Below are 18,942 nucleotides of genomic sequence, written 5' to 3'. Positions count from 1 at the left end.
TTCCTCGTCGGTGTCGGCAGGTCAGCCAAGACGCTTGACCTCGGCGGCCGGGTCGATCTTCTTGCTGCCGATGTCCTTGATGAACTGCGCGAGCCGCTGGTCCTCGTCGCCCTGGCCGTCGCAGATCTTGACGGTCGGGTAGGGGTCGACGCCGAGCTGCCACACCCGTGTGGTGCCCATCTTGAGGTTGTTCTTGGCGAACTCCTCCAGCGCGGCCCGGAAGTAGTCACCGGGGCTGAAGATGACGGAGATGTCGAACTTCGGGCTGGTCGAGTCGCAGCGGTCGGTGCCCGGCGTGAGGGTCAGCGCCTTGTTGGCGTTCGCCAGCTGGGCCGAGGCGTCGGTCGCGCCGCCGAGGTAGGGGTAGATGACCTTGGCGCCCTGGCTGATCTGGGCCTGCGTGGCCTCCTTGGCCTTGGCCGAGTCGTTGAAGTCGCCGGTGTAGGTGGTGGTCAACTTGGCCTTCGGGACGACCTCGCGGATGCCGGCCAGGAACGCCTTGGCGGCGGCGACGCTGAAGTCGGCCTTGGCGCCGGTGATGAACCCGGCCTTGGTGTCGCCGGCCGTCTTCATCTTCAGTCCCGCGGCGTAGCCGGCGACCAGCATGGACTGGTTCGGGTCGTCGGCGGACAGCATGATCTTGGGGGTCTGGTCGATGTTCGCCGACGAGGGCACGTACCAGGCGGTCTTGGCGCAGACCGGCTCCTCGGAGGCGGGGATGGCGTTCTTCAGCTCGCTGGCGCCGAGCGCGACCAGGTCGACCTTCTGCTGGCACAGCGCGCGGGCCGCGTTGAGCGCGTCGTTGACGGGGACGCTGCCGCGCTTGATGACCTTCCAGCCCTTCTCCTTGGCGAAGGCGTCCGCCCCGTCGACGAAGCTCTGGTAGTAGCCGTGGTCGTTGATGTCGCCGGGGCTGAGGACGCCGATGACGACCTTGCCGTCGCCGTTGAGGTCGGGCTGCTTGAGGCCGGAGCCGCTGCTGTCGCTCGCCGAGGTGTCGGTCTTGGCCGCGGTCGCGTCGTTGCTGGCGCAGCCGGCGAGCGCGAGGGCTCCCGCGAGGGCGAGGCCGACCGCGGCTCGGGGACGGCGGAGGGTGCTTCTCGTGGTCATGTGCGTCGTTCCATTCGCTCGGGGGTGTAGCTCAGTGGAGTCGCTCGGGGTGTGGTTCGAGGTGTGGTTCGAGGTGTGGTTCTGGGGAGTCGCTCGGGGTGTGGTTCGGGGGTGGCTCGGTGGTGCCGTCCCGGCGGGGCGGTGACGGCGCCGGGTGGGGTGATCGGTCGGCAGGGCCCCGTGCGGGGGAGGGGGAGGGGGGAGAGACGGACGGGTCGTCAGCGGTGGTGCCGACGGCCGCGACGGGTACGTCGGGTACGTCGGGACGCCGGTGGGGTGATCGTCGGCCGGACCTGTCCATGACGTTCAACGGTTGGTCTCCCTCCCTGGGTGGCCGCCGGTTCTCCGGGCCGGGCCGGGCTTACCGGGTGGCCACCGGTTGCGGCCAGGCCGGGCGGGGGGTGAGGCCGGCCCGCCGCAGCAGGGCGGCGGACCGCTCGGCGGCGGCCTCGGCGACGGCCGCGAGGTCGACGCCGGTCGGCCGCCGGTCGCGGACGACGACACGGCCGTCGACGAGCACGTCCCGGACGGTGCGGGAGACATGGCCCCAGACCAGCTGGCGGGCCAGGTCACCCCTGGGCATCCAGGCGGGATCGGCGGTGTCCAGTACGACGATGTCGGCGGCCTTGCCCACTTCGAGGGAGCCGATCCGGTCGCCGAGCCCGATCGCCTCGGCGCCGTCGACGGTGGCGAGGGCGAAGGCCTGCTCGGCACGGACCGGGTCGGGCAGGTCACGGTCGCGTTCCAGGGCGGCGAACAGGTAGGCGGCCAGCAGGACGTCCGGGGCGTCGCCCGCGTTGTGCGCGTCGCAGCCCAGGGCCACCCGGCCGCCCCGGCGTACCAGTTCGGCGTGGCGCGACCCGCGCGTGTACCCCTGGGCGAGCCGCAGGTAGGCGCCCGGGCAGGCGGCGACCGCGGTACCGGTCTCCAGGATCGCGTCGACCTCGGCGTCGTCGAGCCACACGGCGTGGCCCAGCAGCAGGCGCGGCCCGAGCACCCCGAGTTCGCGGAAGTGGACCACCGGACGGCGCGCGCAGCGCAGCGCGTACGCGTCGACGTCGGCCGGGCCCGGCGAGATGTGCCAGGTCAGTCCGGTGCCGAGCCGTTCGGCCAGGTCCGCCGCCCCGGTGAGGAGTTCGTCGCTCACCAGGTCGTGGCCGACCAGCGTCACCCAGCCGGTGACCGGACCGGTGGCCGGCAGCGAGCGCACGATGTCCTCCTGCCGGGCGAGCACCTCGCCGGCGGGCGCGCCGAGCGGCACGCCCTCGGCGTCCCAGCCCCAGCCGCCGACCCGCGCGCGGACGCCCGCGGCGCCGAGGCCCGCGGCGGCGCGTTCCGGGAAGGCCACCGTGCCCGGTTCCAGCACCGTGGTGATGCCCCGGGACAGGCACTCCACGGCGGTGATCGTCGCGGCCAGTTCGTCGTCGTCGCCGTCGGCGGCGGCGTGCAGCGGGACGATCCAGTCGAAGATCGACTCCTGCGAGCCGATGTCGTCCGGGATCATGCTGCGCACCAGCGGGTCGACGGTGGTGTGCTGGTGGGCATTGACCAGGCCCGGGATCACCACGCAGCCCGACGCGTCGATCTCCCGCGCCCCCGGGAAGCGGGCCCGCAGTTCCCCGGCGGTGCCGAGCGCGGCGATGCTGTCCCCGGACACGGCGACCGTCGTACCCGCGAGGACGCGCCGGGCGGGGTCCATCGTGACGACGTCGCCGCCGGTGATCAGCAGATCGGTCACGGCTCGATCACCACCTTGCCGATGGTGCCGCGGGCGGCGAGCACGTCCCAGGCCTCGGCCAGGTCCCCGAGCGGGAACCGGGCGGCGGTGGGCAGGTGCAGTCCGTCGGCGAAGCAGGCCGAGGCGGCGGCGACGAAGTCGGCCGAGGTGTAGCCGCCGGCGCCCAGCAGTCTCAGGCCGCGGTGGAAGACCTCCCGGAGCGAGAACGACACCTCGTCGCCGCTGGTGTTGCCCATCATCACCAGACGTCCGCGGACGCCGAGGCAGTCCAGCGAGGTGCGCCAGGTGTCGGTGCCGACGTGGTCCAGGACCAGGTCCGCCCCGGCGCCGTCGGCGAAGTCCCACACCGTCTTCATGGCGTCGGGGTCGTCGTTGGGCAGCACCAGGTCGGCGCCGGCCGCGCGGGCGGCGGCTCGCTTGGCGTCGCTGCCGGCGAAGGCGACGACACCGGCGCCGGCCCGTCTGGCGAGCCCGATGGCCGCCAGGCTGACGGCGCTGGCGCCCGCGTGGACGACGAGGGTCTCACCGGCGGCGAGCCGGCCGAGGGTGTGGACCGCGTGCCACGCCGTCGCGTAGGCGGTGGGCAGGGTGACGGCCGCGGCGAGCGGCACGGAGTCGGGGACCTGGACGATCGATTCCGCGGACGCCCGTACGTACTCGGCCAGCGCGCCCGGGGCGTTGCCGCCGAGGACGCGCGGTCTGACGCAGTAGGCCCGGTCGCCCACCGCGCAGCGCGGGCAGCCGCCGCAGCCCTGGGTGGGGTCGGCGATGACCCGGTCACCGGGAACGACCGTGGCGACCTCGGTCCCGGTCGCCACCACCGTTCCGGCGAGGTCCATGCCGGGTACATGGGGGAGGCGGAAGCCGGGGAGCAGGCCCGGCCCCCGGAGCTGAAGGAGGTCCAGGCGGTTCAGCCCGCAGTACTCGACCTCGACGACGACGTCGCGGGGGCCGCACACCGGTTCCGGGACTTCCCGCGGGGACACGGCCTCGGGCCCTCCGAAATCGGTCTGCACCATGGCTCGCACCGGCTGCCCTCCTCCCTCATCCGTCTCGCATTGCGAGTCGGTGGAACGTATTGCGAGGTACTCTGCCCCCGCCGAACGGCCGTGTCAACGCTCCTGTGGAACATCTTCGTTTCGTAGGTTTTTCGTGTGAGCGCTCGGCTCCGCACCGCTCACGGCGCAGGCCGGAGCGGGTGGGAAACGGGCACGCTGCCGCGTGAACACGGGCGCGGCCGACCCGCCGGCGCCCCGGCGCCGGGTGCCCGGCACCCACCCCGCGACGAGCCGCCCGGCACGCATCGCGCAGCGGGCGGCACCCGCCCGACGGCGCGCCTCGCGCGCGCAGGTCACGCGCGGGTCCGGGGGCGGGCGGCGGCGTGTCGTGCGCGGAGGCGGCAGTCGGGCGATGGCGCGGGTCGGCGGCCGGGCGTGGGGGGTCACGCGTGGGTCCGGGGGTGCGAGTTCGGCGGCTGGGCGCCGGAGGTCACGCGTGCGCGCGTCGCGCGCGGGGGCAGCGAACAGGGGATGGCGTGGCACCCGCGGGGGTGGCGGCCTGGCGGGGGCCGCAGTGCGGCGCGGTGGCCGCGGGGTCAGCGGACGGCCGGTGCCGCATCGTCGTCGTCGCCGCGCAGGCGCCGGTCGTCGGCGGCGAGCAGGTCCAGGGCCGCGAGCGCCAGATGGAGTTCCGCCGCGGCTGCGGGCAGCAGGGGGTCGGTGCCGAGGAGGGTCTTGATCTGCCGCACCCGGTAGCCCACCGAGTTGCGGTGCAGGTGGAGCTGTTCGGAGACGCTCTGCCGGCTGCCCCGCTCGGCCAGCCAGGCGCGCAGGGTGGCCATCAGCTCGGGGCGCCGCAGGACCGGCCCGAGGTGCGCCTCGGCGTACGCCTCCAGCCGGGCGCGGGGGAGCGGCAGCAGCATCTGGACGACCCCGCAGTCGTCGTAGGTGAGCAGCGGGACGTGCCGGGCCCGGGCCAGACCGAGCAGCCGTTCGGCTTCGGTGAAGGACCGTGCCAGGTCCTCGGGCGAGTCGGGACGGGAGCCGCTCGCCGCGACGACCCGGTCCGCCGACTCGTCGCCGGTCATCAGCCGCAGCCGGTCGCGCAGCCGGGCGAGCACGGCCTCACCCGGCACCACCGTCCACGCCGCACGCCCCTCCTGCTGTACCGGGTGCTCCAGCCAGGCGAGCGCGGTGGACCAGGCGCGCAGCCGGGAGCCGCCGTAGTGCAGTACGGCACCGGCAGGCGGCCGCTGCGGGTCGATCCCCAGCGACGCGGCCGCCGCCCGCTGCGACGGGCTCACCGTGCCGGACCGCAGCGCCGCGACGACGTCGGCCGGTGTGTGCCGCGGAGGAGACTCGGCGTACTCCTCGCCCGCGCGCACGGCGTCGATGAGCAGCGCGGTGACGGCGGCGCCCGCCAGCGCCCGTACCCGGGGATCGACGGGACCCAGGCTCAGCAGCACCCCGGCCACGGTCGCCCCGGCCCGCACCGGCAGCGCCGTCGCCCGCAGCCCGTCGAGTGTCTCGACCGCCGGTCCGGCCGTGCCGGCGAGCACGCCGTGCGCCACCGCGGCCGGCAGGCCGGCGCCGCCGTCGGTGGCCGCCAGCGGCACGCCCCGCGCGGACAGCAGGCGCGCGTGCCGCCCGGTCGCCCCGCACAGCGCGCGGAGCACGTCCGAGCGCGCGGCGCCGGCGAGCACGGCCTCGGTCAGTTCCCGCTCCAGGGCGGCGGGTTCGGCGTCCGGTCCCGGCCCTCCCCGGGCCGCTCCGGACCACGCTCCGACGGTGGTGATACCCATGCGCCCTCGCTCTCAGCGGTCCAGCAGCCGGACGGCCACGCCCTTCTCCTGCGTGTACTCGCGCAGCGCGGCGTACCCGCCGCCCCGGCTGAAGCCGCTGTCCTTCTGCATGTTGAACGGGAAGCCGATCACTCCCGCGTCGTGGAACTGGTTGACCGCGACCTGCCCGGAGCGGACGTCCTTCGCCAGCCGCAGGGCCCGGGAGATGTCGTTGGTCCAGATGCAGGCCAGCAGGCCGAAGTCGGTGGCGTTCATCAGCTCGGTCGCCTCGGCGGCGCCGCGGAAGGACTGGACGGCGAGCACCGGGCCGAAGACCTCCTCGCGAGCGACGCGCATGCCCGCGTCCACCCGGTCGTACACCGTAGGCCGGACGAACCACCCGTCACCGGTGGGCGCGCCGCCGGTGACCAGCCGCGCCCCCTCCCGGGGGGCGTTCGCGAGGAAGCCGCTGACCCGGTCGAACTGCGCGGCGCTGACCAGCGGACCCATGTCCAGGTCGGCCTCCCAGGGCCCGGTCCTGACCGCGGTCATGGCGGCGGCGATCCGTTCCACGACCTCGTCGTGCACCGAGGCCTCCACGAGCAGCCGGGAGCCGGCGTAGCAGTTCTGGCCGGCGTTCTCGGTGATCGAGGCGACGATCGCCGGGATCGCCGTGTCCAGGTCCGCGTCGGCGAAGAGCACGTTCGGTGACTTGCCGCCGAGTTCCAGTTTCACCGGGACGAGATTCCGCGCCGCGGCCGCCATGATCGCCCGCCCGGTCGCGGTGGAGCCGACGAAGCTGATGTGGCCGACGTCCGGGTGCGAGGTGAGCGCCACGCCGGCCTCGGGGCCGAGTCCCGTGACGACGTTGATCACGCCCGGCGGGAAACCGGCGCGGCGGGCGAGTTCGACGAGGGCGAACGGGGCCAGCGGCGCGATCTCGGACGGCTTGAGGACGACCGTGTTGCCCGCGGCGAGCGCCGGTGCGACGTTCGCCGCGGTCAGCACGGCGGGCACGTTCCACGGGATGACGACGGCGCACACGCCGTACGGCTCGGGAACGGTGTAGCCGAGGTAGTCGGGGCTGCGGGTCGGCAGCGTCACTCCGGTGAGCTTGTCGGCCGCGCCGGCGAAGTAGTCGATGATGCCGTGGGCGATGTAGACGTTCGTCCGGCCCCCGGACAACGGCTTGCCCACGTCCCGCGCCTCCACGGCCGCGAGCGCCTCGACCTCGGTCATGATCAGGTCGGCCCAGCGCCGGAGCAGTGCCCCGCGTTCGCTCGGGCTGGTCGCCGCCCAGGCGGGGAAGGCGCGGCGCGCCGCGGCGACCGCGTCGTCGACGTCGGCGCCGCCCGCCCGGGCCGTCCGCGTGATCACCTGCTGAGTGGCCGGATCGAGGACGTCCAGCGTGCCGCCGTTGCGGGCCGCGACCCACTCGCCGTCGATGAAGTGCTGGGAAGAAGGGAAGTCAACAGCCGCCATAGGGGGAACCTTGACCGGTCATATCGCGCATGTCAATATGCGATCTCGCATTGCGAGGCACCGTGAGGCGCTGCGGAACAGCGCCGGTCATCGCGGACCAGTGCGAGACAGCGCCGGTCACCGCGGCCAGTGCGAGTCAGTGCGAGACAGTGCTAGTCACCGAGGAGGCCTTGTGCGCGCCACCGCCGCTCTGCTGGAACAACCCGGGCAGCCGTTCGTCCTGACCGAGGTGGACCTGGAAGAGCCCCGCCCCGACGAGGTGCTCGTCCGCGTCGCCGGCGTCGGCATCTGCGGTACCGACCTCGAGTTCGCCACCTTCTTCCCCACGCCCGCGCTGCTCGGGCACGAAGGGTCGGGCGTCGTCGAGAAGGTCGGGGCGCACGTCACCTCGGTGCGCCCGGGTGACCACGTCGCCATGTCCTTCACGTCGTGCGGCACCTGCGCGCTGTGCCGCACCGGCTCGCCCGCCTACTGCCGGAGCTTCGACGCGGTGAACTTCTCCGGCCGCCGGCCCGACGGCTCCACCGCGGTGACCCACGAGGGGCGCGAGGTCAACGCCCACTTCCTCGGCCAGTCGTCGTTCGCCAGCCATGTGGTCGCCCCGGAGCGGGCGGTCGTCAGGATCGACCCGTCACTGGACCTGCTGCGGGCCGGGCCCTTCGGCTGCGGCTTCCAGACCGGCGCCGGCGGCGTGCTCAACGTGCTGCAGCCGCGCCCCGGCTCGTCGATCGCGGTGTTCGGCGCCGGAGCCGTCGGCGTGGCCGCCCTCATCGCCGCCTCGCTGAGCGGCTGCGAGGTCGTCGCCGCTGTGGACGTGAACCCGGCCAAGCTGGAGGCGGCGCGCGGCTTCGGCGCCACGCACACCGTCGACTCCTCGGCGGGGGGCGCCGCCGAGCAGCTGGCCGCGCTCGTCCCGGAGGGGTTCGACTTCGTGATCGACACCACCGGACGCGAGGACGTCCTGCGCGTCGCGGTGGAGGCCCTCGGGCCGCTCGGCCGCGCCGGTGTCATCGGCATCGGCCCCAGCGAGTCGATGAGCTTCGAGTGGCGCAGCATCCTCAACGGCCGCACCGTGACCGGCATCATCGCGGGCTCCAGCCTGCCGCAGCTGTTCCTGCCGCGGCTGCTCGACCTCAACGCCAAGGGCCGGTTCCCCGTCGAGCGGATGATCACCTACTTCCCCTTCGAGCAGATCAACGAGGCCGTCGCGGCCGTCCGTTCCGGATCGGTCGGCAAGGCCGTGCTGACCTTCTGACCCCCTGGTCGCCGGGGCACGTGTCGCTCCGACCTGCCGGGCGCCGTCGTCGAGGCGCCGGGACGGTGTTTCCGCGAGACGGTGTCCCGCCAGGCGTTGTCACACGGGCGGCGGCATCTTAAGGTGACCGGACCGCCGATGAGGCAGCAGACATCCGGTGGCGCGGCCGGACAACACCGCGCACAGGCCCGAGCACGTGGAGCGTGCCCACCATGTCCGCCGACATCGACCTCGCATTCGACCAGCGCATGGAACCCGACCGGCCCGGCGATTTCGACCACCACTCCGACGACGCCAACGCCGACCCGGTCTCCTACTACGCGCGTTTCCGGGAGAGCTGCCCGGTGGGCCGCTCGGCCGCCCACGGCGGCTTCCACTACACGACGCGGTACGCCGACGTGGCCCGCATCGCCCGCGACGACGCGACCTTCTCCTCCGCCCGCAGCGACCACGGCGGCCAGGGGGTCGGCATCGTCATCCCCAAGGGCCCGGGACTCGAGCAGTACCCGATCGAGCTCGACCCGCCCCGGTCGGCCGAGTACCGGAAGCTGATCAACCCGCTGCTGACCCCGGAGGCGGTCGAGCGGCTGGTGCCCATGATCGAGCGCCACGCCGCCCGCGTCGTGGACGAGTTCATCGAGCACGGCTCCTGCGACTTCGTCCGCGACCTCACCAACCCGCTGCCGGCCGCGGTCACCCTGGACTGGCTCGGTTTCCCCGAGGACGACTGGGCGAAGCTGGCCGGCCCGGTGCACGACATCTTCGCCGCGCCGGCCGACAGCGAGCGCGCCGCACGCGGCGCCGCCGGACTGGCCTACATGGACCGTCGCATCCGCGAGCTGATCGCCGACCGCCGCACGGCGCCCCGGGCCGACGCGGTCAGCGCGCTGGTGGCCGGGCGGACCGCCGACGGCGCCGAGTTCGGCGAGGACGAGCTGGTGTCGGTGATCGGCCTGCTCATCGCGGGCGGCGTCGACACCACCACCTCCCTGACCGGGTCGACCCTGGTGCACCTGGCCCGCCACCCCGAGCAGCGCCGCCGGCTGACCGACTCCCCCGACCTGCTGGACACCGCGACCGAGGAATTCCTCCGCGCGTTCGCCCCGTCGCAGTCGATGGCGCGCACCGTCACCCGGGACACCGAGGTCGGCGGCTGTCCGATGCGTGCGGGCGACCGGGTGCTGATTCCGTGGGTCGCCGCGAACCACGACCCGGCGGTCTTCCCCGACCCCGAGCGGGTACGGCTGGACCGCGACGCCAGCCGGCACCTCAGCTTCGGCATCGGATCGCACCGGTGCGCGGGCGCCCACCTGGCCCGTGCCATGTTCCGCGCGATGATGACGCAGGTCCTGACCCGGCTGCCCGACTACCGGGTGATCGAGGAAGGGCTGGTGCCCTACCCGACCCGCGGCAACCAGTCCGGCTGGGACGCGATCCCGGTGGTCTTCACCCCCGGCGCCCGGGCGACCGGGACGACCGGCGCGGCCCGCGCGCTGACCACGCCCACCCCGTTGCGGGTGACGTCGGTGCGCGCGGCGGCCGAGGGCGTCGTGGCCGTCGGCCTCGGCCTGCCGGACGGGGGCGAACTGCCCGCGTGGCGGCCCGGCGCGCACATAGAACTGCGGTTGCCCTCGGGCAGGCTGCGCCAGTATTCGCTGTGCGGGGACCCCGCCGACACCACGACGTGGCGGATCGGTGTCCTGCGCGAGCCCCGGGGGAGGGGCGGGTCGGCCGAGCTCCACGAACTCGCCCGCCTGGGAGCCACGTTCACGGTGCGCGGGCCGCGCAACCACTTCCCGCTCGTGGACGCGCCGTCCTACCTCTTCCTCGCCGGCGGTATCGGCGTCACACCGATCCTGGCCATGGTCCGCGAGGCCGCCGGACGCGGCACGCCCTACTCCGTCGTATACGGCGGGCGCACCCGGGCGACGATGGCGTTCGCCGGCGAACTCGCCGCCGTCGCCGGTGACGCGCTGACCCTCCTCCCGCAGGACGAGGCCGGGCTGCCGGACCTCCCCCGGCTGCTGGGCGGACTGGACGCGGACACCGCGGTGTACGCCTGCGGACCCGCCCCCATGCTCGCGGCGGTCGAGCACGAGTCCGCCCGCCTGGGACTCACCGACCGGCTGCACCTGGAACGCTTCGCCGCCGGCGACGACCTCGAAACGGCGTTCGACACCACGGCGAACCGCCCCTTCGAGGTCCGGCTCGCACGGACCGGCGGCACGCTCACCGTGCCGGCCGACCGCCGCCTCATCGAGGTCCTGCGCGACGCCGTCAGCGGCTTGTCCTACGACTGCGAGAAGGGATACTGCGGCGCCTGCGAGACCCGCGTCCTCGCCGGCACGCCCGAGCACCGCGACTCAGTGCTCAGCGACGAGGAACGCGACGCCGGGCGCACGATGATGATCTGCGTCGGCCGCTGCCGGGGCGACCGGCTCGTACTCGACCTCTGAGCACCGCCCGCCCCCCGACCCACCGTCACCCCGCCGCAGCGCGGTCCGGCACCAGGACTGTCGTCACGCCCCCCCGCCGGACCGCGCTGCGGCCTGCGCGCACGCGCACCCCGACCCCGCCGCGGCCCACCTCATGCGAGACGCCGTATCGCATCGCGTGACACGGTTACGGCGCGGACCCGCACCCGAAACGCCATGGCAAAGGGACGTTCATAGCGTCGGCCCATCCCTTCCACGAAAGGTGGGCCATGACAGCGACCGACTCGCCCCTCCTCGACGTTGCCGCGACCGGCTTCCCGATCCTCCAGCCCGGCCACGGAGCGATCCCGTCGACCGCCTACGTCCCGGCCACGCCCGGCAACACCCTGTGGGGCCGCCTCCCGTGCGAGGCGGACGCACCGTGCGCGGTCGTGCGGCCGGGCTCCGTCGTCACGGTCGACACGCTCAGCCACGAGGGAGTGCTGGAGGACCAGGGCCGCAACCCGCGTGAGTTCTTCGCCCGTTACGGCGTCGGCGGCGCCCATGTGCTCGACGACGTCCAGCAGATCGCGGACTCCGGCATGCCGCACGACTTCGACGACGACGGACCGCACCTCGTCACCGGCCCGATCGCGGTGGCCGGCGCCCGTCCCGGCGACCTGCTCGCCGTGACCGTCCTCGGCCTGACCCCGCGGGTCCCGTACGGCCTGGTCTCCGCCCGGCACGGCTTCGGCGCGCTCCCCGGCGAGATGCCGGCGCTGCCGGGCCCCGTGATGACCTTCGCGACCGCGCACGCGGACCGCGACGGCGCCCGGGGCCGGATGGCGGTGGACCCGGCGGACCCCTCCCGCGGCTCCCTGCGCTTCCCGCTGCGGCCGTTCCTCGGCGTGATGGGCGTGGCGGTGCCCGGCGACGAGCGTCCCCACTCGGTGCCCCCGGGGCGGCACGGCGGCAACATCGACGTCGCCCTCCTCGGCGAGGGCGCCACCCTCTTCCTCCCCGTCCAGGTCGACGACGCGCTGGTCTGCTTCGGGGACCCGCACTTCGCCCAGGGCGACGGCGAGATCGCCCTCACCGCGTTCGAGGCGTCGTTGCGGGCCACCGTGAAGCTGGAGGTCATACCCGGCGGCGCCGCTCAGCGCCCCGGCCGCGGCCGCACGGCGCCGTTCGCCGAGACCGACGACTACCTCGTGCCGATCGGCCTGCACGAGGACCTCGACGAGGCGATGCGCGACTGCGTCCGCTGCGCGCTGGACCTGCTCATGACCGACTACGGCATCGACCGCCACCTGGCGATGGCCTACCTCAGCGCCGCGGGCGACTTCGCCGTCTCCCAGGTCGTCGACGGCGTGAAGGGCATCCACGGAAAGATCCGCAAGTCCGACTTCACCGAGATCACCCGACCGCGCTGACCCCGGGCCTGTCCAGGCTGCCGCCGGGCCGGCTCGGCGGCAGCGTCTCAGCGGCGCAGGGACTTGCCGAAGCCCGCGGCCAGCGGCATCCGCAGGCCCAGTGGCGGCGGTGCCGCGAACGCGTCCACCACCGGCCGGGAGAACGTCCGCCCGAACAGCGCCCCCATCACGAAGTCCTCGGCCAGCGCGTGCACTTCACTGCGGTACTGGTGCAACCCGTGCCCGTCGGAGTGCACTTCGAACCGGCACACGTCCCGGTTCGCCTTCTTCGCGCGGGCCGCCAGGCGGAACGACAGCTCCGGATCGGTCCGCTCGTCGTTCGTGCCGTGCACGATCAGCACGCGCCGTCCCGCGAGCTGCTTCACCGGCTCCGGTGACGCCGCCACGTCCTCCTCCGGCAGCCAGGGGGCGATCGCCAGGACGGAGCTGACGGCCTCGCGCCCGGCCGCCCGCAGCGCGGCCCGGCCGCCCATGCCGACGCCGACGAGGCAGACGGGGACGTCCCCGTAGCGTCGGACGATCTCGTCGGCGGCCCAGGACGCGTCCTGGGCCAGATGGGCCTCGCTGCCGTTCCAGCCGCGGTAGCGGTAGTGCACGACATGCGTGGCCAGGCCCTCGTCCCGGCCGGCCCGCGCCAGCCTGCGGCCGAGCGCCCGCATGGACGCGGCCGCCCACATGGGGGAGGGCCTGCGGTCGGATGCCTCATCGCCGCTGGGGAGCAGCAGTACCGCCCCGCTCACGGCCGTGGGCTCCGGGCCGAGCGCTCTCCCCAGCCGGGCCCGCCGCACCGGCGTCGCTTGGTGTGCCATGACAGAACAGTGTCAGAAGGCCTGGTGTACGCCACCCTTCGGTGCGGTCACCGTTACGTATCGGCGCAGATGTACACCATGTGATCTACGCGCGTAGGAGTTAGAGTGCGTCAATGACGAGCCAGACTGTCCAGAGTGGGAACACCCCGAGCTCCGACCAGATCCGCCGGGCACCCAAGGTTCTGCTGCACGACCACCTCGACGGCGGCCTCCGCCCCGGCACCGTCGCGGACCTCGCCCGCGAGCACGGGTACACCCAGCTTCCCGAGACCGACCCCGACAAGCTCGGCGTCTGGTTCCGTGAGGCCGCCGACTCCGGTTCGCTGGAGCGGTACCTGGAGACCTTCTCGCACACCGTCGGGGTGATGCAGACGCGGGACGCGCTGGTGCGGGTGGCCCGCGAGTGCGCCGAGGACCTCGCCGAGGACGGCGTCGTCTACGCCGAGGTGCGCTACGCCCCCGAGCAGCACCTGGAGGGCGGGCTCAGCCTCGAAGAGGTCGTCGAGGCCGTCAACGAGGGCTTCCGGGAGGGGGAACGGCTCGCCCGCGAGAACGGCCACCGCATCCGCGTCGGCGCCCTGCTCACCGCGATGCGGCACGCCGCCCGCGCCCTGGAGATCGCCGAACTGGCCAACCGCTACCGCGACCTGGGCGTCGTCGGCTTCGACATCGCGGGCGCCGAGGCCGGCTACCCGCCCACCCGGCACCTCGACGCCTTCGAATACCTCAAGCGCGAGAACAACCACTTCACCATCCACGCCGGCGAGGCGTTCGGGCTGCCGTCCATCTGGCAGGCCCTGCAGTGGTGCGGCGCGGACCGGCTCGGGCACGGCGTGCGCATCATCGACGACATCGAGGTCCGGGACGACGGCTCGGTCGGGCTCGGCCGGCTCGCCGCCTACGTGCGCGACAAGCGCATCCCGCTCGAACTGTGCCCCAGCTCCAACCTGCAGACCGGGGCGGCGTCCTCCTACGCCGAGCACCCCATCGGGCTGCTGCGGCGGCTGCACTTCCGGGCGACGGTGAACACCGACAACCGGCTGATGTCCGGAACCAGCATGAGCCGGGAATTCGAGCACCTTGTCGAGGCGTTCGGATACACGCTCGACGACATCCAGTGGTTCACCGTCAATGCGATGAAATCAGCATTCATTCCTTTCGATGAACGACTGGCGATGATCAATGACGTCATCAAGCCCGGATACGCGGCGCTGAAATCCGAATGGCTGTTCCGGGAAACCGCCTCCACCAGCGGTTCCGCCCCGCAGCAGGACTGAACGGGGAATCGCCGCCGACACGGAATGCGGACACGTATTCATCGCCCGTCCGCATTTCGGTGTTTGCGGTGGGCGGCCGGCCGTGTTTACGGTCGTGGACCGCTCGCATCCCCGTCATCCCATTCAAGGACGCATTCACCATGAAGCAGTCTGCCGCCAAGACCCTCGGCGTCGCCGCCCTCGGTGCCGCTTTCGCCGCCGCCGGTGCGGGTGCCGCGAACGCCGCCCCGGCCCTCCCGGACTCCGGGCAGGCGCTGGGCGGCGTCACCAGCACGCTCCCCGTGGAGAACGTGGGCAAGGCGGTGCCGACGGCCGGCCAGGCGCTGGCCCAGGCCCAGCCCGCGGCCCGCGACGGCCTGGCCGCCGCTCAGCCGGCCGTCGGGAACGCGCTCGCGCAGGGTCCCGCCGCGCCGGTCTCCGGGCTCCTCGGCGGTCTGCCGCTGCAGGGCCTGCCGCTGCAGGGCCTGCCGGTCAACGGTCTGCCGGTCAACGGTCTGCCGGTGAACGGCCTGCCGATCGGCTGAAGCGGTCTGCCGGTCGGCTGACCGCCCGCCGTCGAACGCGCCGGTGGGGCGCACCCCGTGGACAAGGGATGCGCCCCACCGGCGGTTCGCGCGTGCGCGGCTCCGGCTCACCAGGCGGTGCGGGCCTTGTCCTCCGAGGGCAGCAGGATCCACAGCGCTATGTAGAGCAGGAACTGCGGGCCCGGCAGCAGGCACGACAGCAGGAAGATCACCCGCATCGTCGTCGAGGAGGTGCCGAAGCGCCGCGCCAGCGCAGCGCACACTCCGCCGATCATCCGGTCGTTCGTGGGGCGGGCAAGGGCGGTCATCGTAAGCGCTCCCCTTTGTCTGGTGGGTGTGGGCCGGTTCGCTGCCCATCTGCCCTCAACGCTACGGCCCGCAACCGGACAAAGCGTCACTCTAAGGGGCCATTCCGACCCTGGGAATCGTCGGGGTCCGACCCTGAGCCGGCTCCTCCTGCCGGACGGTCGTCCGGTCCCGGCGGTCGGACCTGCGGCGCAGCCGGGCCCGTGCCGCGGGGACGATCGCCAGGTGCGCCACCGCCACGCCCACGGTGTTCAGCAGCAGCGCGTCCACGTCCGGGACGCGGCCGGGTACGCCGGTCTGCAGGAGCGTGATGCCGAGGGAGACCAGGGCGCCGGCGGCGACCGTGCGCAGCAGGGAGCCGAGCGGGGAGGCGTCCAGTCTGCCGTGGGCGGCCGGGAGCAGGACACCGAGCGGGGCGAGCAGGGCGAGCCCCTCGCCGATGCGCCGGGCGGCCTCCATCCCGCCGAGCGCCAGGTCGGCACGGATGCCGGCGAACGGACGAAGGTTCGCGGGCATCACCCACGGGACGTCCAGCGGACGCAGCGTGAGCCAGGCGACGAACGCGAGGTGTGCGACGAGGAGGACACCCCCTGTCGCCCGCATGCGGATCACGGCGCTGCCGCCGATGGAGCCTTGACGCTGCACGCCCCCCAAGACGCGGCCCCCGGCAGGATCGGTTCCGCGTTACCCCAGGTACCTGTACGAGGCGTGCGCCACACCCTGACGAAGCCCCTCGTCACCACGCCCGTCACCCGCCGGTTCACCGGGGCGACCGACTCCTCCGTCCGTCGGGCGGGGCGCCTGGCGGGCCGTGCGAGGCGGAACAGCCGTCGGCCCGCCCGGTGGGCGCGGCAGTCAGCCCCTCGTCACCGCGCTGGTCAGCCCTTCGTCACCGCGCTGGAGGGCGGCTGCTCCGTGCCCGGGCGGGAGCGGACCGCGTCGGTGCACTCGTAGCGGCGCGGCGGGGCGGAGCCCGGGCCGCCGAGAACCACCGAGCCGTCGCTCTCGGCGGCCGCCGAGTCGGAGAACGTGCACACGACCTGGGCGAGGGCGGCCGAGGTCAGGTCGCCGGGCGCGACGCTCAGGCGCAGGGTGTCCTCCGGGTCGCCGGCCCGCGGCCCGCCCGCGGTCAGGCCGCCGCGCACGTCCGTGAGGTATCCGGCCGCCTGCTCGGCGGACGACGGCGTCGCGGCGAGCTCGTCGAGCAGTCCCTGTGCCACCAGCACGCGCCGCCGGGAGTCCGCCGTGCCGTCCGGCACGCGCACCGACCGGTCGACGGCGACCAGCGACGAGCCGCACAGCAGGAACACCCGGACGTCCAGCCCGCCCGGCGGCTGCGCGGAGACGTCCGGCCCGGCCGACGAGCACTGCGCCCGGGAGGGCGCCGCCCCGAAGTCCGTCGGCACCTCGGTGGCCCGTATGCCGCACCCGGACAGCAGCACGGCCAGCACGGGAAGCGCCAGCAGGCGCCGTACGGTCATCAGGATCCCCCCTTCTTGCCCGCGCCCTCGGCGGTCTCCTCCGTCAGCGAGGAGGCGTCCCGCGGCAGCCGCAGCGTGAACACCGCGCCGCCGTCGGGAGAGTTGGCGGCGGTGATCTCGCCGCCGTGGATGTGGGCGTTCTCCAGGGCGATGGACAGGCCCAGGCCGCTGCCCTCGGACCGCGGCCGGGAGGCGCTCGCCTTGTAGAAGCGGTCGAAGACGTGCGGCAGGACGTCCTCGGGGATGCCGGGGCCGTGGTCCCGCACCTCGATGACGATCTCGTCGGCCGCCTCACGGACGGACACCCGCACCGGGGAGCCGCCGTGCTTGAGGGCGTTGCCGATGAGGTTGGCGAGGATCACGTCGAGGCGGCGCGGGTCGAGCCGGGCGTGCAGGCCGCGCGCGGCGTCCAGGTCCACGGCGTCCAGCCAGGCCCGCGCGTCTATGCAGGCGGTGATCTGGTCGGCGAGGTCGACGTCGTCCAGGACCAGCCGGGCGGTGCCCGCGTCGAACCGGGTGACCTCCATGAGGTTCTCGACCAGGTCGTTCAGCCGCCGGGTCTCGCTGACGACCAGGCGCACGGCGGGCTCGACCATCGGGTCGATGCCGCCGCCCTCGGACTCCAGTTCCTCCTCCAGCACCTCCGTCACGGCGGTGATGGCGGTGAGGGGCGTCCGCAGCTCGTGGCTCATGTCCGCGACGAACCGGCGGGACGCCTCGTCGCGCGCGGCCATGTCGGCGACCCGTTTCTCCAGCGCCTCCGCCGCGTTGTTGAAGGTCCGCGACAGGTCGGCGAGTTCGTCGGTGCCGGACACGCGCAGCCGGGTGTCCAGCCTGCCCTCGCCGAGGCGCCGGGCGGCCACGCCGAGCCGGTGCACCGGCTTCAGCACGGTCGTCGCGGCGGCCTGCGCGAGCAGCGCGGAGCCGATCAGCGCGAGCCCGGTGGCGATGCCGAGCGACCAGGCCAGCGAGTTGAGGTCCTTAGCCTCCGGCTCCAGCGACTTGCGCATGTAACCGGTCGTGCCGCCGTCGATCACCTTCGCGCCGGCCACCAGGTACGGCGTGCCGTGCTCGACGACGCGCTGCCAGTACAGGTGGTAGGCGTACTTGTCGCCGGAGCCGGCCGTGTGCCGCTTGTCCACCGCCGCGCGCAGCGACTCGGGCACGTCCCGCAGGGAGAAGCCGTTGAGGGCGCCCGAGGTGCCGTAGACGGTCGTGCCGTCGGTGTCCTTCGCCACCAGCAGCACGCTGAAGCGCTGGCTGCTGTCCGCCATCTGGCCTGCGGTGCGCTGCAGTTGGTCCTGCGAGGGCTGCCCGGGAAGCGCGCCCGCGTGGTTCTGCATCTCCTGTTGGAAGTCGCGCAGCACCGCGTCCTGGGCGCGGGTGAGGACGGCCTCCCGGTTGAGCCAGTACGCGATCCCGGACGCCGACACCGCGGCGGTCAGCGCCACCAGCCCGAACACGACCACCAGCCGCAGCCGCAGGCTGGTGAAGCGCAGCCGTGACCACACTCCCTTGCGCGCCGCGGACCAGCCGCGGAACCCCCCGTTCGGTCGCGTCACTGAGGTGCGTCCAGCCGGTAGCCGACACCACGGACGGTACGGATCAGCGTCGGCGACGACGGGATGTCCTCCACCTTGGCGCGCAGCCGCTGGACACAGGCGTCCACCAGCCGCGAGTCGCCGAGGTAGTCGTGCTCCCACACCAGCCGCAGCAGCTGCTGCCGCGACAGCGCCTGCCCGGGCCGCCGGCTCAGTTCCAGCAGCAGCCTGAGCTCGGTCGGGGTGAGCTGCAGGTCCTCGCCGTTCTTCGTCACCGTCATCGCGGCGCGGTCGATGACGAGGCTGCCGAAGGCCGCCGCGTCGTTCGCCTCCCGCTCCCCGCGCCGCAGCACGGCCCGGATCCGGGCGTCGAGCACCCGCCCCTGCACGGGCTTGACGACGTAGTCGTCGGCGCCGGACTCCAGCCCGACCACCACGTCGATGTCGTCGCTGCGCGCGGTCAGCAGGATGATCGGCAACTGGTCGGTGCGCCGGATGCGCCGGCACACCTCGAAGCCGTCGATGCCGGGCAGCATCACGTCCAGCACGATCAGGTCCGGCCGCTGCTCGCGCAGCAGTTTCAGGCCGTCCTCACCGGTGGCAGCAGTGGCGACCCGGTGTCCCTGGCGCGTCAGTGAGAGCTCCAGGGCCGTCCGGATGGCGTCGTCGTCCTCGATCAGCAACAGGGAAGGCACGAGGCTCATTCTGGCCCATGCACGGTCGGTGTTTCGACACCTGTACAGGTAACGGGCCTTTACCGCTTTTCTCTGTGACCGTCCTGTGTCCCCGCCGA

16 protein-coding genes are annotated in these 18,942 nt (G+C 73.6%); 5 read left to right on the top strand and 11 right to left on the bottom strand.

Going from position 1 to position 18,942, the window contains the following annotated elements:
* Positions 1 to 21: 21 nt before the first annotated feature.
* The 5 genes from ACZ5GT_RS24320 to ACZ5GT_RS24300 form a co-directional block, all read right to left on the bottom strand.
* The gene (locus ACZ5GT_RS24320; protein WP_469029626.1) at positions 22 to 1,110 is read right to left on the bottom strand and encodes a BMP family ABC transporter substrate-binding protein; all 1,089 of its coding nucleotides are present in this window, start codon (positions 1,108 to 1,110) and stop codon (positions 22 to 24) included.
* Between the two features lie 361 nt (positions 1,111 to 1,471).
* Positions 1,472 to 2,848, bottom strand: coding sequence for an amidohydrolase family protein (locus ACZ5GT_RS24315; protein WP_469029623.1), 1,377 nt, complete (start codon positions 2,846 to 2,848; stop codon positions 1,472 to 1,474).
* Positions 2,845 to 3,867 carry an alcohol dehydrogenase catalytic domain-containing protein gene (locus tag ACZ5GT_RS24310; RefSeq protein ID WP_469029620.1) on the bottom strand — a complete coding sequence of 341 codons (1,023 nt, stop codon included), beginning with the start codon at positions 3,865 to 3,867 and terminating at the stop codon, positions 2,845 to 2,847. The genes ACZ5GT_RS24315 and ACZ5GT_RS24310 overlap by 4 nt, the downstream gene beginning before the upstream one ends.
* A gap of 575 nt (positions 3,868 to 4,442) precedes the next feature.
* The gene (locus tag ACZ5GT_RS24305; RefSeq protein ID WP_469029617.1) at positions 4,443 to 5,648 is read right to left on the bottom strand and encodes a PucR family transcriptional regulator; all 1,206 of its coding nucleotides are present in this window, start codon (positions 5,646 to 5,648) and stop codon (positions 4,443 to 4,445) included.
* Positions 5,649 to 5,660: 12 nt separating this feature from the next.
* Complete coding sequence (locus ACZ5GT_RS24300) at positions 5,661 to 7,109, bottom strand: aldehyde dehydrogenase family protein (RefSeq protein ID WP_469029614.1); 1,449 nt, start codon at positions 7,107 to 7,109, stop codon at positions 5,661 to 5,663.
* A 172-nt stretch (positions 7,110 to 7,281) separates the two neighbouring features.
* On the opposite strand from ACZ5GT_RS24300, the gene ACZ5GT_RS24295 reads away from it, so the two are divergent.
* The 3 genes from ACZ5GT_RS24295 to ACZ5GT_RS24285 all read left to right on the top strand — a co-directional run bounded on the left by ACZ5GT_RS24295 (position 7,282) and on the right by ACZ5GT_RS24285 (position 12,211).
* The gene (locus ACZ5GT_RS24295) at positions 7,282 to 8,364 is read left to right on the top strand and encodes an NAD(P)-dependent alcohol dehydrogenase (protein WP_469029611.1); all 1,083 of its coding nucleotides are present in this window, start codon (positions 7,282 to 7,284) and stop codon (positions 8,362 to 8,364) included.
* A gap of 212 nt (positions 8,365 to 8,576) precedes the next feature.
* Positions 8,577 to 10,820, top strand: coding sequence for a cytochrome P450/oxidoreductase (locus ACZ5GT_RS24290; protein WP_469029608.1), 2,244 nt, complete (start codon positions 8,577 to 8,579; stop codon positions 10,818 to 10,820).
* 248 nt (positions 10,821 to 11,068) lie between these two features.
* Positions 11,069 to 12,211, top strand: coding sequence for an acetamidase/formamidase family protein (locus ACZ5GT_RS24285; RefSeq protein WP_469029604.1), 1,143 nt, complete (start codon positions 11,069 to 11,071; stop codon positions 12,209 to 12,211).
* Between the two features lie 47 nt (positions 12,212 to 12,258).
* Here the strand turns inward: ACZ5GT_RS24285 and ACZ5GT_RS24280 are convergent, their stop codons facing one another.
* Complete coding sequence (locus ACZ5GT_RS24280) at positions 12,259 to 13,020, bottom strand: alpha/beta hydrolase family protein (RefSeq protein WP_469029602.1); 762 nt, start codon at positions 13,018 to 13,020, stop codon at positions 12,259 to 12,261.
* Positions 13,021 to 13,133: 113 nt separating this feature from the next.
* On the opposite strand from ACZ5GT_RS24280, the gene ACZ5GT_RS24275 reads away from it, so the two are divergent.
* The gene (locus tag ACZ5GT_RS24275) at positions 13,134 to 14,297 is read left to right on the top strand and encodes an adenosine deaminase (RefSeq protein WP_469029599.1); all 1,164 of its coding nucleotides are present in this window, start codon (positions 13,134 to 13,136) and stop codon (positions 14,295 to 14,297) included.
* 140 nt (positions 14,298 to 14,437) lie between these two features.
* Positions 14,438 to 14,821 (top strand): ATP-binding protein, encoded by a 384-nt coding sequence (locus ACZ5GT_RS24270; protein ID WP_469029596.1) that lies wholly within the window; start codon positions 14,438 to 14,440, stop codon positions 14,819 to 14,821.
* A 107-nt stretch (positions 14,822 to 14,928) separates the two neighbouring features.
* Here ACZ5GT_RS24270 and ACZ5GT_RS24265 read toward each other — a convergent pair whose 3' ends face one another.
* From ACZ5GT_RS24265 to afsQ1, 5 genes are all read right to left on the bottom strand, one after another.
* Positions 14,929 to 15,129 carry a PspC domain-containing protein gene (locus tag ACZ5GT_RS24265; RefSeq protein WP_469029593.1) on the bottom strand — a complete coding sequence of 67 codons (201 nt, stop codon included), beginning with the start codon at positions 15,127 to 15,129 and terminating at the stop codon, positions 14,929 to 14,931.
* 91 nt (positions 15,130 to 15,220) lie between these two features.
* Positions 15,221 to 15,772, bottom strand: a complete 552-nt coding sequence (locus ACZ5GT_RS24260) for a VanZ family protein (protein ID WP_469029590.1) — start codon at positions 15,770 to 15,772, stop codon at positions 15,221 to 15,223.
* A gap of 233 nt (positions 15,773 to 16,005) precedes the next feature.
* Positions 16,006 to 16,608 (bottom strand): hypothetical protein, encoded by a 603-nt coding sequence (locus ACZ5GT_RS24255; RefSeq protein WP_469029585.1) that lies wholly within the window; start codon positions 16,606 to 16,608, stop codon positions 16,006 to 16,008.
* Positions 16,608 to 18,170: an ATP-binding protein gene (locus tag ACZ5GT_RS24250; RefSeq protein WP_469029580.1), complete on the bottom strand. Its 1,563-nt coding sequence runs from the start codon at positions 18,168 to 18,170 to the stop codon at positions 16,608 to 16,610. Before ACZ5GT_RS24250 ends, ACZ5GT_RS24255 begins: the two co-directional genes overlap by 1 nt.
* On the bottom strand, positions 18,167 to 18,844 hold the full coding sequence (gene afsQ1 / locus ACZ5GT_RS24245; RefSeq protein WP_469029578.1) for a two-component system response regulator AfsQ1: 678 nt from the start codon (positions 18,842 to 18,844) through the stop codon (positions 18,167 to 18,169). The genes ACZ5GT_RS24250 and afsQ1 overlap by 4 nt, the downstream gene beginning before the upstream one ends.
* Between the last annotated feature and the right edge of the window lie 98 nt (positions 18,845 to 18,942).

The organism is Streptomyces sp. NPDC031340 (assembly GCF_055569945.1).
This window is presented reverse-complemented; position numbering and strand designations above follow the sequence as displayed.

Coding starts and splice junctions, on each gene's coding strand:
- ACZ5GT_RS24280 (WP_469029602.1), bottom strand. CDS start 13,020: ATGGCACACCAAGCGACGCCGGTGCGGCGGGCCCGGCTGGGGAGAGCG.
- ACZ5GT_RS24270 (WP_469029596.1), top strand. CDS start 14,438: ATGAAGCAGTCTGCCGCCAAGACCCTCGGCGTCGCCGCCCTCGGTGCC.
- ACZ5GT_RS24265 (WP_469029593.1), bottom strand. CDS start 15,129: ATGACCGCCCTTGCCCGCCCCACGAACGACCGGATGATCGGCGGAGTG.
- ACZ5GT_RS24285 (WP_469029604.1), top strand. CDS start 11,069: ATGACAGCGACCGACTCGCCCCTCCTCGACGTTGCCGCGACCGGCTTC.
- ACZ5GT_RS24255 (WP_469029585.1), bottom strand. CDS start 16,608: ATGACCGTACGGCGCCTGCTGGCGCTTCCCGTGCTGGCCGTGCTGCTG.
- ACZ5GT_RS24290 (WP_469029608.1), top strand. CDS start 8,577: ATGTCCGCCGACATCGACCTCGCATTCGACCAGCGCATGGAACCCGAC.
- ACZ5GT_RS24320 (WP_469029626.1), bottom strand. CDS start 1,110: ATGACCACGAGAAGCACCCTCCGCCGTCCCCGAGCCGCGGTCGGCCTC.
- ACZ5GT_RS24310 (WP_469029620.1), bottom strand. CDS start 3,867: ATGGTGCAGACCGATTTCGGAGGGCCCGAGGCCGTGTCCCCGCGGGAA.
- ACZ5GT_RS24305 (WP_469029617.1), bottom strand. CDS start 5,648: ATGGGTATCACCACCGTCGGAGCGTGGTCCGGAGCGGCCCGGGGAGGG.
- ACZ5GT_RS24300 (WP_469029614.1), bottom strand. CDS start 7,109: ATGGCGGCTGTTGACTTCCCTTCTTCCCAGCACTTCATCGACGGCGAG.
- ACZ5GT_RS24275 (WP_469029599.1), top strand. CDS start 13,134: ATGACGAGCCAGACTGTCCAGAGTGGGAACACCCCGAGCTCCGACCAG.